Origin of the sequence: Streptococcus rupicaprae (genome assembly GCF_040545225.1) — a bacterium.
Taxonomy (GTDB): domain Bacteria; phylum Bacillota; class Bacilli; order Lactobacillales; family Streptococcaceae; genus Streptococcus; species Streptococcus rupicaprae.
In genome coordinates this window covers 1-14,448 of the sequence record NZ_JBEPLO010000040.1, presented here as the reverse complement: position 1 = coordinate 14,448, position 14,448 = coordinate 1, and the positions used below count along the sequence as shown (strand labels likewise).

Here is a 14,448-nt window from a genome sequence, read left to right as displayed (position 1 = left end):
TTATAATTATAAACCATGACATGAGAAAACGAGCATCTCCAACTGCGGAAATGCTCGTTTTTGTCTATTCTGAAACTAGTTTTTGCCCAGCCTCTGGTGATATGTGCTTATAGCCCCTGTTCAAACCACCCGTTAGACGGGTGGTTATGATTATGGTAACTGTTGGAACTGGTTATCTTTAATTTCTACATAACCGTTTGTTTCCAGTATTTTTTGGCTTTCTTTAAAACTGATAAAGTCAATTTTACTTGCTTGTTCACTTGGAATTCCAATAATGTGAGCAATTTCAGAAATTTTAGCTTTTTCATAGTCCACTTCGATATGCTCAACCATTCGGTCACTATCGTATTGAATAGAATAGGTAACCCCTTCTAAGCCTTGATATTGTTGGGCTTGGGCTTGGTAGGCCTCTTGCGCTGTTTTAGCGTCTGTCATTCCTAAAAAAGAATAAAGAACAATATTTTCTGTTTTTTGCTTGATAACCTTGTCATCCTCATAATGATAGATAAGTCTGGAATCAATTCCTTTACTATCGAATAATTGATAACTATGGGTTTCAATCATAGGGGTAGGAGCAGCTGTTGTCTCTGATGTTGTAGTGACTGCTGAAGTCTCTTCTTTATTTGGCTCTGCTTTATTTTCTCTTCTATTTTGAGAACAAGCAGTCAATAGTAGGAGTGCAAACAAAATGAGAACTCCTTTTGTAAATTTTAGAAAATTTAACATAATTTTCCTCCTTTTCATATCACTTTTATACTATAATAATCCAAAATTGTCAAACGTTTTCAAAATTCAATAAAAGATTGAAACATTTTTATGAGAATTTTTAATTTATCAAGCTCATTAAATAATCTGCTATTGCATATTACTGCTTGCCACCTTTTGTTGCGTTTTTTCAAGCCATCTGTTTCTTGTTTGCTCAAAGAAATTTGGCTATAATGGGTGTAAAGAAAGCGAGGTTGACGGTATGAATAAATTTCCAGAGCAATTAAAAACACTCCGCACCCAAAAACGCCTGTCTCAAGAAGACTTAGCGACACAGCTTCACCTGTCTCGTCAGGCGATTTCAAGGTGGGAGAACGGCGAAACCTCCCCTGACCTTGAGACTCTTGTCAAGTTGGCATCAATTTTTGATGTAAGTCTAGATGAGTTGGTGCTAGGTGTTAAGCCAGTCACATCTTATGAAAAATCAGAAGAAGATGAAGAAAATCTTCAGTTATTGAGAGGTAGAGAATTTGTTCTTAATCCGGAAACAGGACAGTATGAAAAAAGAGATGGTATGACCATTCTTATTGATTTAATCTCAACATACTGGTGGCTAATCTTTTTTGTACCACTCATTGTCATGTGGATTAAATTGTTCATAAAGTTATTTTAGCTTGTCACTCGACAAGCTTTTTTCTTGATTTTCTGCTATAATGATTAAGATTGAATAAATTTTACGGAGAAAAACAAACATGGCTTTAACAGCAGGTATCGTCGGTTTGCCAAACGTGGGCAAATCAACCCTTTTCAACGCAATTACTAAGGCAGGTGCAGAGGCTGCCAACTACCCTTTCGCGACCATTGACCCTAACGTCGGCATGGTGGAGGTGCCAGATGAGCGTCTACAAAAGTTGACCGAGCTGATCACACCGAAAAAGACGGTACCAACGACCTTCGAATTTACCGACATTGCCGGTATCGTAAAAGGTGCCTCTCGTGGGGAGGGTCTGGGCAATAAATTCCTAGCCAACATCCGTGAAGTGGACGCTATTGTCCATGTGGTGCGTGCTTTTGATGATGAAAATGTTATGCGCGAGCAAGGCCGTGAAGACGCCTTTGTCGATCCGATTGCGGATATTGAAACCATCAACTTGGAGCTTATTTTGGCTGACCTTGAAAGTGTCAATAAACGCTATGCGCGTGTAGAGAAGATGGCGCGTACCCAAAAAGACAAAGATTCCGTTGCGGAGTTCACCATTCTCCAAAAAATAAAGCCAGTCCTTGAGGACGGCAAGTCTGCCCGTACCGTGGACTTCAGCGATGACGAGCTCAAAATCGTTAAGCAACTCTTCCTCTTGACCACCAAGCCAGTCCTTTACGTGGCCAATGTGGACGAGGACAAGGTAGCTGATCCAGATAGCATTGACTATGTGCAGCAAATCCGTGATTTTGCGGCAACTGAAAACGCCGAGGTAGTAGTCATTTCTGCTCGTGCCGAGGAGGAAATTGCAGAGCTGGAAGACGAGGACAAGGCAGAGTTCTTGGAAGCTATCGGCTTGACAGAGTCTGGTGTAGACAAGCTGACCCGTGCAGCCTACCACCTGCTTGGGCTTGGCACTTACTTTACCGCCGGTGAAAAAGAGGTGCGTGCCTGGACCTTCAAACGTGGCATCAAGGCCCCTCAAGCAGCTGGTATCATTCACTCCGACTTTGAAAAAGGGTTTATCCGTGCGGTGACCATGAGTTACGACGATCTCATGCACTATGGCAGCGAGAAGGCGGTCAAGGAAGCCGGTCGCCTGCGTGAAGAAGGTAAGGAATACGTGGTGCAGGATGGGGACATCATGGAGTTCCGTTTTAACGTTTGATGCTGAAAATCTGTAAAAATGATTTAGGTTGGAAAACTTTTCCAACCCTTTTAGCGTTTTGAAAGGAATACTATGACAAAATTAATCGTCGGTCTGGGAAATCCAGGATCCAAATACCATGAAACCAGACACAATGTTGGTTTTATGCTGGTTGACAAAATGGTTAAAACAGTCAACGAAACCTTTACAGAAGACAAAATTTTTAAGGCTGAAATAGCTACAACCCGCATCAACGGTGAAAAAATCTTTCTGGTCAAGCCAACCACCTTTATGAACAAATCTGGAGAAGCAGTGCATGCCCTCTTAACCTATTTTGGGCTAGATGTAGAGGACTTAATGGTCGTCTATGACGATTTAGATATGGAAGTCGGGAAGGTCCGCTTTCGTCAAAAGGGTTCAGCAGGTGGCCACAATGGGATCAAGTCCATCATAGCCCATCTCGGAACCCAGGAATTTAAGCGTATTAAAATCGGTATTGGTCGGCCGAAAAATGGTCTACCTGTCCACCATCATGTCTTGACCAAGTTTGAAAATGATGATCAGATTTCGATTCTTCAAGCGCTTGATAGAGTTGACAGTGCTGTCAACTTCTATTTACAAGAGAAGGATTTTCTAAAAACAACACAAAAATATAGTGGGTGATATGGCATTACTGGATTTACTAAGAGAAAATAAACAAATCAGCCAATGGCTAAAAAATCTCAATCAAAGCAAAAGACAGCTGGTAATGGGATTATCAGATAGCATCAAGGCCCTTGTAATGGCCAGTGCTGTCAGTGATTTTGACGAAAAAATCCTGATCGTGACTCCAAATCAAAATGAAGCAGAAAAATTAACCAGTGACTTAGAAAGCCTCTTAGGAGCAAATAAGGTCTTTCATTTTTTTGCTGATGATGCTGCGCGGGCAGAATTTGTCTTTGCTTCCGCTGAGAGAACAATCTCTCGATTGGCAAGTCTTGACTTCTTACGAAATAAAAAAGAGTCTGGGATTGTCGTTGCGAGTGTTCAGGCTTGTCGACTCTTGTTGCCGAATCCTGTTACTTTTGATACTTCCTATGTCGAGCTAGAGGTGGGACAAGAATATGGGATGGACAGTCTTGTAAAATCCCTGGTGCAACTAGGTTATAAGAAAGAAGGACGTGTCCTCACGCCTGGTGAATTTAGTCTGCGCGGAGATATTCTAGACATTTTTCCTCTGAATGTGGAAAAACCTTATCGGATTGAATTTTTTGGAGATGAAGTTGACAGTGTTCGAAATTTTGATATTACCAGTCAACTCTCTGAGGAAAATTTGGATGCTGTCACGATTTCTCCTGCTAGTGATATCTTGTTGGCAAGTTCGGATTACCAAAGATCTGTAAAGATTTTGTCAATTGAAATTGACAAGGCTGACAATCAAACTTTGAAATCTTATTTAGAAGAGTTGCTTGCCAGTTTTAAAAAAGAGTTTAGGCATGAAGACCAGCGAAAATTCCTGAGTTTCTTATATGAAAAAGACTGGACCCTACTGGATTATCTTCCAAAGCAATCCTTGATTTTTCTAGATGATTTTCATAAGATTCAAGACAGCCATGCCAAGTTTGATGTCGAACTAGCACAATACTTGACAGATGATTTACAAAATAGTAAAGCTCTGCTAAACCAATATTATGCAGCATCCATCTATAGCCAACTAAGACAGTATCCGTCGGCTACTTTTTTCTCTCCTTTTCAAAAAGGTCTGGGAAATCTTCAGTTTGATGCCCTGTTTCAGTTTAACCAGCACAAGATGCAGGAATTTTTTAGCCAGATTCCTCTCTTGTCTGATGAACTGAGGCGGTTTGGAAAGTCTGGTTACACGATTCTTATCCAAGCGGATTCGGAACAAGGTTTACAGAATTTACAGAAAACGTTACAAGAATACGACATTGATCTGCCGTTTGTTTCTGACAGAGATATTGAAAAGGGTGAGGCACAGCTGGTCATTGGCCATCTATCCTCGGGTTTTAACTTTTTAGATGAGAAGATTGCTCTGATTACCAGTCATGAAATCTTCCATAAAAAGGTCAAACGAAAAACCCGAAGAGCCAATCTGTCAAATAGTGAACGCCTCAAGGATTACAATGAATTGGTAGCCGGGGATTATGTGGTCCATCATGTTCATGGAATCGGAAAATTTTTGGGTCTTGAAACCATTGAAATTGGTGGGATCCATAGAGATTACCTGACCATTCAATACCAGAATTCTGATCGGATTTCACTGCCCATTGAGCAGATTGAGCTCCTTTCTAAATATGTGGCCAGTGATGGCAAAGAGCCGAAAATCAACAAGCTCAATGATGGTCGCTTCCAAAAAACAAAAACCAAGGTTCAAAAACAAGTTGAAGATATTGCAGATGATTTGATTCGCTTGTATGCTGAACGGAGCCAGTTAGAAGGACACGCCTTTGCGGCTGATGATGATCATCAGGTCGAGTTTGACCAAGCCTTTGCCTATGCGGAAACAGATGACCAACTGCGTTCAATTGCTGAGGTCAAAAAAGACATGGAAGCCAAGCAACCCATGGATCGTCTTCTGGTCGGAGATGTTGGTTTTGGTAAAACGGAAGTAGCCATGCGCGCGGCATTTAAGGCAGTGAATGATAACAAGCAGGTAGCTATTTTGGTGCCTACAACAGTTTTAGCCCAGCAGCATTACACCAATTTTTTAGCTCGTTTTCTAGATTTTCCAGTTAATATCGATGTCCTTAGCCGTTTTAGAAGTAAGGCAGAACAGGCTAAGACATTGGAAAAATTGAAAAAAGGGCAAGTGGATATCCTTATTGGAACTCATCGCCTTTTGTCTAGTGATGTCGTGTTTGCAGATCTGGGCTTGATTGTTATTGATGAAGAGCAGCGTTTTGGGGTCAAACATAAGGAAAAGCTCAAGGAATTAAAAACTAAGGTTGACGTCTTGACATTGACAGCAACTCCAATTCCTCGGACTCTTCATATGTCCATGCTGGGGATTCGAGATTTATCTGTGATTGAGACGCCACCGACCAATCGTTACCCAGTTCAGACCTATGTCATGGAGTTTACACCTGACATGATCCGTGAGGCTATGTTGCGTGAAATTGACAGAGGTGGTCAGGTCTTTTATCTTTACAATCGAGTTGACACCATTGAGCAAAAAGTGTCTGAAATTCGTGACTTGGTTCCTGAAGCACGGATTGGATTTGTCCATGGTCAGATGTCGGAAATACAATTGGAAAATACTTTGATGTCCTTTATTGAAGGGGATTACGACGTTTTGGTCACAACGACCATTATCGAGACAGGCGTGGATATTCCAAATGCCAATACTCTCTTTATTGAAAATGCAGACTATATGGGACTGTCAACCTTGTATCAACTTCGTGGACGTGTCGGCAGGAGCAATCGAATCGCCTATGCCTACTTCATGTACCGTCCAGATAAGGTATTGACAGAGGTGGCTGAAAAGCGTTTGGAAGCCATTAAAGGCTTTACAGAGTTAGGTTCTGGTTTTAAGATTGCCATGCGGGACTTGTCTATTCGCGGGGCTGGAAATCTGCTCGGTGCGTCTCAGTCTGGCTTTATCGATTCAGTCGGTTTTGAACTTTACAATCAATTGCTAGAAGAAGCTATCGCTCAAAAACAAGGCAAGAAAACAGAACGAAAACGTTCCAATGCAGAACTCAGTCTGCAAATGGATGCCTATTTGCCAAGCAGCTACATTTCAGATGAACGCCAAAAAATTGAAATTTACAAGCGTATCCGCCAGATTGACAACCGTGAAGACTACCAAAATCTTCAGGATGAACTTATGGACCGCTTTGGCGAATATCCAGATGTGGTGGCCTACTTGATCGAAATCGGCCTCCTAAAATCTTTCATGGACCAGTCCTTTGTGGAATTGGCAGAGAAGAAGGCAAATACCATTACAATTACCTTTGAACCAGCAGCCAATCAAGTCTTTTTGACCCAGGATTATTTTGAAGCCCTATCATCTACCCACTTAAAAGCCCGTATCTCAGAGTACCAAGGCAAGATGCAAGTCATCTTTGATGTCCGCAATCAAAAAGACCATATCATCCTAGAAGAATTGATTGCCTTTGCTGAAAAACTACTGGAAATTAAAGCCCGCAAGCAGTCTGATTAGGCTTGTCAAAGACTTTTGACAGAAAAAATCAAACCTGACCAAGCTTTTATATGGTAAAATCATCTCAGAAAGAATAGAGTAGAAGTACCAAGGAGGTCTATATGGAGCTACAAAACAGGTTAGTTGAACTCAGAACAGAAAGGAGGTTATCGCAGGAGGAGTTAGCGGAGAAACTCTATGTTTCACGTCAAACCATCTCCAACTGGGAACGTGGAAAGACCTACCCAGATATTAACAGTCTGCTCTTGATAGCGACCTATTTCGATGTTTCCTTGGATAATCTAATCAAAGGAGATGTTGAGGAAATGAGATTTCATAATGATAAAAAACAATTCAAAAAGTGGCTGGTGATTTCAGGATTATCTTGGTTTGCTTACTCGGTCGCTTATCCGACTAAATTTTTAATAACAGTCAATCAGAGCAATACCTTGCTTAGCCTTATAGCAATACCTTTGATTTATGCTGTATTTCAGTTGTTTTGCATCTAAAAAAACCATGATTTTAGAACTTATGCTGACATCCTGAATTTTTTAGATGATAAGAAGAAACATGTAACTAATACCAGTGATGATATTTGGTTTCTTATTGGCCTTGGATTTTCAATTTGGCTAATTTTCTTTGCAGGGACCATAGTGTCCACACTCTTATTTTGGTAAGTGAGAGTGGGACAAAAATCAGTAACCCGAAGGGTTTGATTTTCCTCACTCTCGTATTTTTAGGTTCGGGCTAAAACGGTCTTTTCCCAGAACGTTTTGACACTGAATGCGTCAGTTCTATTTCCAACTTCCAAAGGTCCCCCGGACCTTTGGAACCCACCTCCGCATGGCTTAGATAGTCAGGGGAGTGACTATCTAAGGTGTGAACTTTGAAATCAGAAAGCGAGCAGGGGCGCGAGGAGTGACTGTTGAAGGTTGGAAATGAGGAAGCAAGGCATCACTCATTCGTTAGGGCTGTAAAAACTGATGAAATCAGCATCTTAGACCCCACTAAACCACTGCGTCTTGCTTAACAAATCAAAAATAATTGAAAGGCTAGGACTGAGTCCCAGCCTCTTGTTTTGTCTTGCTTTTTCCCTTCTTTTTGATTAGGATAGAATCAAAAAGGAGGAGTTTGTTATGGACCTAGACAGGTCCTAGAGATACTAAAGATTGCTGAAAGGTTGAAGGATACGACCAGACACTGCTATACCTCTAAAGGCCGCAAGGAAAGCGTGGCGGAGCATAGCTGGATGATGACTTTAATGGCCTTTTTACTCAAGGAAGAATTTTCCCATCTAGATATGACCAAGGTCTTGACAATGTGTCTTATTCACGATTTAGGAGAAGCCTTTACAGGAGATATTCCGACCTTTGAAAAAAACGCAGGCACACCGGGATAAGGAAGAAGAATTGCTCTTTATATGGCTGTCAACTCTTCCTCAACCCTATGCAGAACAAATGAGGGCTCTTTACAAGGAAATGGCTGCACTGGATACAGAAGAAGCCAAGCTTTACAAGGCTTTGGATGGCATGGAAGCTGTAATTCAGCATAATTTTTCAGATATTTCGACCTGGGAGCCCCACGAATACAACTTAAATCTGACCCATGCTAATGACAAAGTAGCTTTTTCACCCTATCTAAGTCAACTTCGTCAGGAAATCCGTGAAGATACCCGTGATAAAATAGCTGCCAGTCAAAAAGGATAGAGAGGAACTTTTAATGGTTTAGCTCTGCTATTTTCCAAAAAAAATGGTAGAATAATAGGGTTAAGGAGGAAACTCATGCGCTTAGACAAATATTTAAAAGTATCCCGGATAATCAAACGTCGGACAGTGGCCAAGGAAGTCGCGGATAAGGGCCGCATCAAGGTCAATGGTGTCCTAGCCAAGTCTTCAACAGACCTAAAGGCAAATGATGAAGTCGAGATCCGCTTTGGAAACAAACTCTTGACCGTCCGTGTCTTGGAAATGCTGGATAGTACCAAAAAACAAGATGCAGACAAGATGTACGAAATCATCAGTGAAAAAAGGATAGAAAGTGATGAGCAATAAAAAGGTTAACTCTAGGGTCTTACAACTCAATAACGCGTTTATCCAAGAAGAGCGTTCCAAACGTCAATCTGTCAATCTGGAAAAGCAGCGGAAAAACCGTTTTATGGGAATGATTCTTATCCTGATTATTTTTCTCTTTACACTTCCAGCTTATAACTTACTGCAGTCCTATGAGCAACTATTGGGGAAACGAGAGAAGTTAGCAGAAATGAAGACTAGCTATCAAGCTCTGGAGAAGAGAGTTGAAGAAGAGCAGTCCCTGGTAAAAAAATTATCAGATAAAGACTATGTGGCCAAGTATGTTAGGGCTAAGTATCATTACTCCAAGGATGGCGAGTTCGTTTATACCATTCCAAGTTTATTACCAACTTCAAAATAAATGGAAAATTTAGTAGAAACCATAGAGCAATTCTTGTTATTTTCTGATGAAAAATTAGAAGAATTAGCCCAGAAAAATCAAGAATTACGATTGTTAGAGTCAGAAAGAGAAGATTAGGAAGGAGGGGTTATGCGGAAATTCATCCTGTTTTTGAGTGCGTCAACCATTCTGATTCCTGTACCAGTGATCAGTAGTGAACGTGATTTTGAACTGTCAAATGAGAACCACTACGCCCTCCAAAGTACTGTTTACGATGGTTACTATCAAACTCTGCCATCCAATCCTAATGTTTTTGAAAAGACATCCCGTTACGAGGATAGTAATCTTACTCAGGTAGTTGGTCATCTTTCTCCCAATCAGAAATTTGAAATTGTAAACTTGACTGTCAATGATTATTTACAACCTGTTTTTCAATTGTCAGATGAAACTTATATCTTGGCTAGTCAATCGATTGTTTTTGATGATATTATTCAGGAACAAAGTTATCAAGAAACCGTCTTTTGGGTTGACAAAGGATTTACAATCATGTCAAGTCCGATAGGCAATCAAGCTAAAAAATCTTCTAAGGCGCCAGCTCCTTATACTCAGGTGACAGTATCAGAAATGGTCAAAACTCCAAGAGGAGAATTTGCTAAGATTCCAGAAGGTTGGGTGTCAATGGATTTTCTGTCACTCGAAGATAACCGAATAGATCAGGTTCAAGAAATGCTTAACCAAAACTACAATGATCCTGATATTGGGGTATATATTCAGCAACTTGACACAGGGTTTACAGCTGGAATTAACCAAGACAAGTTGATGTATTCGGCTAGTATCGGGAAATTACCTGTTCTTTACTATGCTCAGCTAGGCTTGGAAAATGGGACATTGCAACTAAAAGATACGTTCAAGTATACGGACAAGGTTCATGAGTTTGATGGGGCCTATTTGCCAGCAGGTAGTGGCAGTTTACCAAAGTCGCCAGATTCTAAAACTTACAGTCTGGAAAACTTGATTGATCTGACTGCTAAAAAGTCTGATAATGTTGCTAGTAATATTTTAGGCTATTATGTGACTGACCAGTTCGATACCAATTACTATCAAATATTGGATGCTGTTACTGGAAAATCATGGGATATGTCTGAAAAGGATGCTAGTCCAGAAATGGCAGGTCTTGTCATGGCAGCTTTGTATGAGTTGAACCCATCCGGCTTTGTTTTGAACAGCTTATCGGAGACAGCTTTTGACGATGAACGCATCTCTAAGGCTATTGATGTCAAGGTCGCTCATAAAATAGGGGATGCTTATGACTTTAGGCATGATGTGGCCCTTATATACACAGAGTCACCTTTTGTCATTTCTATTTTTACGAATCATAAAACATATGATGATATTAGCTCTATTGCAGCAGATGTCTATAAGGTACTTAAATGAAAGAAAAATTTTTAAAAGTGGCTAATCATAGGCACTTTTTTGATAAGCACACCCATGTGTTGGTGGCTGTTTCAGGAGGTTCAGATTCAATGGCCCTCCTTGAACTTTTGTTAGACTGTCAGGAAGAGTTAGCTATTAAGATTGGGATTGCTCATGTCCACCACGGCCAGAGGCCTGATTCGGATCAGGAAGCAGCCTATCTGGAAGCCTATGCTAAGGATAGGAATATAGCTTTTCACATGACTCACTTTCAAGGAAAATTTTCAGAAAAAAAAGCTAGAGATTTTCGCTATACTTTTTTTAAGCAAATCATGACAGATTTTGCTTATACGGCGCTGGTGACTGCCCATCATAAGGATGATCAAGCAGAGACTGTCTTTATGAGACTTCTGCGCGGAAGCAAGTGGTTTCATCTGGCTGCCATCAAGGAATGTCAAACTTTCGGTCAGGGTGAACTCATTAGGCCCTTGCTGACTTTTGCTAAAAAAGATTTGCCATGCGTTTTTCATTTTGAAGATGCCTCTAATCAAGAAAATATCTATTTGAGAAATAGGATTAGAAATACTTATCTCCCCCAACTGAGCAAAGAAAATCCTAGATTAAGCGATTCTCTTGTGGCCCTGTCTCAGGAAATGTTGCATTTGCAGGAAGCTCTCCTTTATTTGGCAAAATCACTGGATATTCAGAATTTGGAAACCTTCAAAGCTTCTCCTAAGGGTTTACAGATTTTGTTATTAGAAGATTATCTGACCAATTTTCCAGAACTTGCGCTTTCTAGAGGTCAATTTGATGAAATGCTCTATAGTCTTGAAAATAAGGTGAATACCATTTACAAGATCAGGAAAGATTATCAGCTTATCATCACTTATGATAGGTTTTCTATTGAAAAAATCAATCCAGAGACCTATGGAGACTTGAGTCAAACTATGTTAAAATCTGGAAATACACGAGATTTTGGTCCGTTTACATTTTCTTTCAATGCTCCCTTGGCAGAATGGGACCAGGAAATTGTTTTGTCTAGTTCAAATCCCATTATTCTGAGACATCAGCAAAACGGTGATCAGATAATATATAAAGGACACCATCGTAAATTAAAACGGATTTACCATGAAAAACGTATTCCTGTCACTCAAAAGAAAAAAGCGATCATTTTAGAGCAGGATGAAAAAATCATAGGGATTGCAGGAATTGCAGTCAGTGATTTGAGTAAATCAGCAAAAAATGATACAATAGAAAACAAATTATATATTAAAAAACGAGAGAAAGCATATGTTAGAAAACTACATTGAAAAGATCCTTATTAGCCATGATGAAATCGTTGATAAATCAAAAGAATTAGGTCAACTTTTGACAGAAGATTATCAGGATAAGAATCCTATTTTGGTCGGAGTGTTGAAGGGTTCCGTTCCTTTTTTGGCAGAGTTAATCAAGCATATTGATACGCATGTTGAATTGGAATTTATGATTGTTTCAAGTTATCATGGAGGAACAGCAAGCTCTGGAAAGGTCAATATTATTAAAGATGTTGATACTGATATCAAAGGGCGCCATGTTATCTTTGTCGAAGATATTATTGATACAGGACGGACCTTGAAGGACTTAAAACAGTTGTTTTTAGATCGTGAGCCTGCCTCTGTCAAAATTGTTACCCTCGTTGATAAGCCAGAAGGCCGTGTTGTTGAAATTGATGCAGACTATACCGGCTTTACTGTTCCAAATGAATTTCTAGTAGGTTTTGGCTTAGATTATGCTGAAAATTATCGTAACCTTCCATACATTGGTGTATTAAAAGAGGAAGTCTACACCAACTAACAAATAGAAAACAAGTAGGTGCTCGCACATATATGAACAATAAAAAAAATAGCTTTTTACGAAATTCCTTCCTATATATAATCCTAATTATTGCCCTAATTTCTGGATTCCAATATCTCTTTGCTGGAGATGGATTTAGAAGTCAGGAAATTTCCTATTCTGAATTGGTCAAACAAGTTGAAGATGGAAAGATTAAGGAATTGACCTATCAGCCAGGTGACAGTGTCGTTTCAATCTCAGGTAAATACAAGGAACCTCAAAAGGTTGAAGCATCTGCCGAGACAGGAATTCAATTTTTTACGGCACCAGCAACAACTGTTACAGAATTTAAATCTTTGGTGCTTGCTACTGATACTACCATTGCTGAGCTGACAGATTTAGCTGAGGAAGCCAATGTTAAGTTAAAAGTTAAGCCAGAGAGTTCCAATGGTTTGTGGCTCAGTCTGATTTTAAACTTTGTTCCCCTCCTTATTTTTGGTTTTTTCATCTTTTCAATGATGGGACAAGGCGGAGCTGGTGGTGCCCGTGGTGCTATGAACTTTGGACGCAATAAAGCCCGTTCTATGACCAAGGATGATGTAAAGGTACGTTTTTCAGATGTTGCAGGTGCAGAGGAAGAAAAACAAGAGCTGGTTGAAGTTGTTGAATTTTTGAAAGATCCAAAACGCTTCACCAAACTTGGTGCTCGTATTCCTGCAGGTGTTCTGTTAGAGGGGCCTCCAGGTACTGGTAAAACTCTTCTTGCTAAAGCCGTCGCTGGTGAGGCAGGTGTACCCTTCTTCTCTATTTCAGGTTCAGATTTCGTCGAGATGTTTGTTGGTGTCGGAGCTAGTCGTGTCAGGTCACTTTTCGAAGATGCGAAAAAGGCTGCACCTGCGATCATCTTCATCGATGAGATTGACGCTGTGGGACGTCAGCGGGGGATTGGCCTTGGTGGCGGTAACGACGAACGTGAACAGACCCTTAACCAACTTTTGATTGAAATGGATGGTTTTGAAGGGAATGAAGGAATCATTATTATTGCTGCGACAAACCGTAGCGATGTCCTTGACCCAGCCCTTCTTCGTCCAGGCCGTTTTGACCGCAAGGTCCTGGTAGGCCGTCCGGATGTTAAAGGACGTGAGGCTATTTTAAAGGTTCATGCTCGAAACAAACCCCTTGCAGACGATGTTGATTTGAAACTGGTGGCGCAGCAAACCCCTGGTTTTGTAGGGGCAGACCTAGAGAATGTCCTCAACGAAGCTGCTCTTGTGGCTGCACGTCGCAATAAAATTAAGATTGACGCTTCAGATATTGATGAAGCAGAGGATCGTGTGATTGCTGGTCCTTCTAAGAAAGATCGGACGGTTTCCCAAAAAGAAAGGGAAATGATTGCCTATCATGAAGCAGGCCATACTATTGTCGGATTAGTACTATCCAATGCACGAGTTGTCCATAAGGTGACTATTGTGCCACGTGGCCGTGCAGGTGGTTATATGATCGCTCTGCCTAAGGAAGACCAGATGCTTCTATCTAAAGAAGATATGAAGGAACAATTGGCAGGACTCATGGGTGGTCGTGTAGCAGAGGAGATTATCTTTAATGCACAGACTACGGGAGCTTCTAACGATTTTGAACAAGCAACTCAAATGGCGCGTGCTATGGTCACAGAATATGGTATGAGCGACAAGATGGGTCCGATGCAATATGAAGGTAGTCATGCTATGTTTGGTGCACAGACCACTCCGAAGCATATTTCTGAACAGACGGCCTACGAGATTGATGCAGAAGTTCGTGCACTTCTTAATGAAGCACGTAACACAGCAGCATCTATTATTCAAGAAAATCGTGAAAAGCATAAATTGATTGCTGAAGCTCTTCTTAAACATGAAACTCTAGATAGCAACCAGATTAAATCTCTTTACGAAACAGGTCAAATGCCGGAAACATCAGAAGCCGATGCAGAAGCGACTGCCCTTTCCTACGATGAAGTCAAAAATCGAATGGAAAAAGACACTCATTAATCATGAGGCTGGGCAAAAACTAGTTTCAGAATAGACAAAAACGAGCATTTCCGCAGTTGGAGATGCTCGTTTTCTCATGTCATGGTTTATAATTATA

The 14,448-nt window shown here is 40.6% G+C and carries 15 protein-coding genes; 14 read left to right on the top strand and 1 reads right to left on the bottom strand.

The genetic code is table 11. The features are described 5' to 3' along the window. Positions 1–150: 150 nt before the first annotated feature. The gene (locus ABID29_RS11735; RefSeq protein ID WP_354366306.1) at positions 151–726 is read right to left on the bottom strand and encodes a DUF1307 domain-containing protein; all 576 of its coding nucleotides are present in this window, start codon (positions 724–726) and stop codon (positions 151–153) included. A gap of 241 nt (positions 727–967) precedes the next feature. Here ABID29_RS11735 and ABID29_RS11730 point away from each other — a divergent pair, with 241 nt between their 5' ends. The 14 genes from ABID29_RS11730 to ftsH all read left to right on the top strand — a co-directional run bounded on the left by ABID29_RS11730 (position 968) and on the right by ftsH (position 14,351). Further along, the gene (locus ABID29_RS11730) at positions 968–1,378 is read left to right on the top strand and encodes a helix-turn-helix domain-containing protein (protein ID WP_354366305.1); all 411 of its coding nucleotides are present in this window, start codon (positions 968–970) and stop codon (positions 1,376–1,378) included. A 79-nt stretch (positions 1,379–1,457) separates the two neighbouring features. Further along, a complete protein-coding gene (gene ychF, locus ABID29_RS11725) occupies positions 1,458–2,573 on the top strand; it encodes a redox-regulated ATPase YchF (RefSeq protein ID WP_354366304.1) in 1,116 nt (371 codons plus the stop codon). A 72-nt stretch (positions 2,574–2,645) separates the two neighbouring features. Further along, entirely contained in the window at positions 2,646–3,215 is a 570-nt protein-coding gene (pth, locus tag ABID29_RS11720) for an aminoacyl-tRNA hydrolase (protein ID WP_354366303.1), read from the top strand. Position 3,216: 1 nt separating this feature from the next. Beyond that, the gene (mfd, locus tag ABID29_RS11715; protein ID WP_354366302.1) at positions 3,217–6,714 is read left to right on the top strand and encodes a transcription-repair coupling factor; all 3,498 of its coding nucleotides are present in this window, start codon (positions 3,217–3,219) and stop codon (positions 6,712–6,714) included. Positions 6,715–6,815: 101 nt separating this feature from the next. Next, positions 6,816–7,202 (top strand): helix-turn-helix domain-containing protein, encoded by a 387-nt coding sequence (locus ABID29_RS11710; RefSeq protein WP_354366301.1) that lies wholly within the window; start codon positions 6,816–6,818, stop codon positions 7,200–7,202. Between the two features lie 671 nt (positions 7,203–7,873). Further along, entirely contained in the window at positions 7,874–8,092 is a 219-nt protein-coding gene (locus ABID29_RS11705) for an HD domain-containing protein (protein WP_354366300.1), read from the top strand. Further along, the gene (locus tag ABID29_RS11700; protein ID WP_354366299.1) at positions 8,064–8,399 is read left to right on the top strand and encodes an HD domain-containing protein; all 336 of its coding nucleotides are present in this window, start codon (positions 8,064–8,066) and stop codon (positions 8,397–8,399) included. Before ABID29_RS11705 ends, ABID29_RS11700 begins: the two co-directional genes overlap by 29 nt. A 75-nt stretch (positions 8,400–8,474) precedes the next feature. Then, positions 8,475–8,744: an RNA-binding S4 domain-containing protein gene (locus ABID29_RS11695; protein WP_354366298.1), complete on the top strand. Its 270-nt coding sequence runs from the start codon at positions 8,475–8,477 to the stop codon at positions 8,742–8,744. Beyond that, on the top strand, positions 8,734–9,123 hold the full coding sequence (locus ABID29_RS11690) for an FtsB family cell division protein (protein ID WP_354366297.1): 390 nt from the start codon (positions 8,734–8,736) through the stop codon (positions 9,121–9,123). The genes ABID29_RS11695 and ABID29_RS11690 overlap by 11 nt, the downstream gene beginning before the upstream one ends. Then, a complete protein-coding gene (locus ABID29_RS11685; protein WP_354366296.1) occupies positions 9,124–9,240 on the top strand; it encodes an SP_0009 family protein in 117 nt (38 codons plus the stop codon). Positions 9,241–9,252: 12 nt separating this feature from the next. Beyond that, positions 9,253–10,536 (top strand): serine hydrolase, encoded by a 1,284-nt coding sequence (locus ABID29_RS11680; protein WP_354366295.1) that lies wholly within the window; start codon positions 9,253–9,255, stop codon positions 10,534–10,536. Beyond that, positions 10,533–11,825: a tRNA lysidine(34) synthetase TilS gene (tilS, locus tag ABID29_RS11675; RefSeq protein WP_354366294.1), complete on the top strand. Its 1,293-nt coding sequence runs from the start codon at positions 10,533–10,535 to the stop codon at positions 11,823–11,825. The genes ABID29_RS11680 and tilS overlap by 4 nt, the downstream gene beginning before the upstream one ends. After that, positions 11,806–12,348, top strand: coding sequence for a hypoxanthine phosphoribosyltransferase (hpt, locus tag ABID29_RS11670; protein WP_354366293.1), 543 nt, complete (start codon positions 11,806–11,808; stop codon positions 12,346–12,348). Before tilS ends, hpt begins: the two co-directional genes overlap by 20 nt. Positions 12,349–12,380: 32 nt before the next feature. Continuing rightward, entirely contained in the window at positions 12,381–14,351 is a 1,971-nt protein-coding gene (ftsH, locus tag ABID29_RS11665; RefSeq protein WP_354366292.1) for an ATP-dependent zinc metalloprotease FtsH, read from the top strand. The last annotated feature ends 97 nt before the right edge of the window (positions 14,352–14,448 follow it).

Excerpts from the sequence above, each read along its gene's own strand:
- ABID29_RS11730 (WP_354366305.1), top strand. The coding sequence starts at position 968 with ATGAATAAATTTCCAGAGCAATTAAAAACACTCCGCACCCAAAAACGC.
- ABID29_RS11710 (WP_354366301.1), top strand. The coding sequence starts at position 6,816 with ATGGAGCTACAAAACAGGTTAGTTGAACTCAGAACAGAAAGGAGGTTA.
- tilS (WP_354366294.1), top strand. The coding sequence starts at position 10,533 with ATGAAAGAAAAATTTTTAAAAGTGGCTAATCATAGGCACTTTTTTGAT.
- ABID29_RS11680 (WP_354366295.1), top strand. The coding sequence starts at position 9,253 with ATGCGGAAATTCATCCTGTTTTTGAGTGCGTCAACCATTCTGATTCCT.
- ychF (WP_354366304.1), top strand. The coding sequence starts at position 1,458 with ATGGCTTTAACAGCAGGTATCGTCGGTTTGCCAAACGTGGGCAAATCA.
- ABID29_RS11695 (WP_354366298.1), top strand. The coding sequence starts at position 8,475 with ATGCGCTTAGACAAATATTTAAAAGTATCCCGGATAATCAAACGTCGG.
- mfd (WP_354366302.1), top strand. The coding sequence starts at position 3,217 with ATGGCATTACTGGATTTACTAAGAGAAAATAAACAAATCAGCCAATGG.
- ABID29_RS11690 (WP_354366297.1), top strand. The coding sequence starts at position 8,734 with ATGAGCAATAAAAAGGTTAACTCTAGGGTCTTACAACTCAATAACGCG.
- ftsH (WP_354366292.1), top strand. The coding sequence starts at position 12,381 with ATGAACAATAAAAAAAATAGCTTTTTACGAAATTCCTTCCTATATATA.
- ABID29_RS11735 (WP_354366306.1), bottom strand. The coding sequence starts at position 726 with ATGTTAAATTTTCTAAAATTTACAAAAGGAGTTCTCATTTTGTTTGCA.
- pth (WP_354366303.1), top strand. The coding sequence starts at position 2,646 with ATGACAAAATTAATCGTCGGTCTGGGAAATCCAGGATCCAAATACCAT.
- ABID29_RS11685 (WP_354366296.1), top strand. The coding sequence starts at position 9,124 with ATGGAAAATTTAGTAGAAACCATAGAGCAATTCTTGTTATTTTCTGAT.
- hpt (WP_354366293.1), top strand. The coding sequence starts at position 11,806 with ATGTTAGAAAACTACATTGAAAAGATCCTTATTAGCCATGATGAAATC.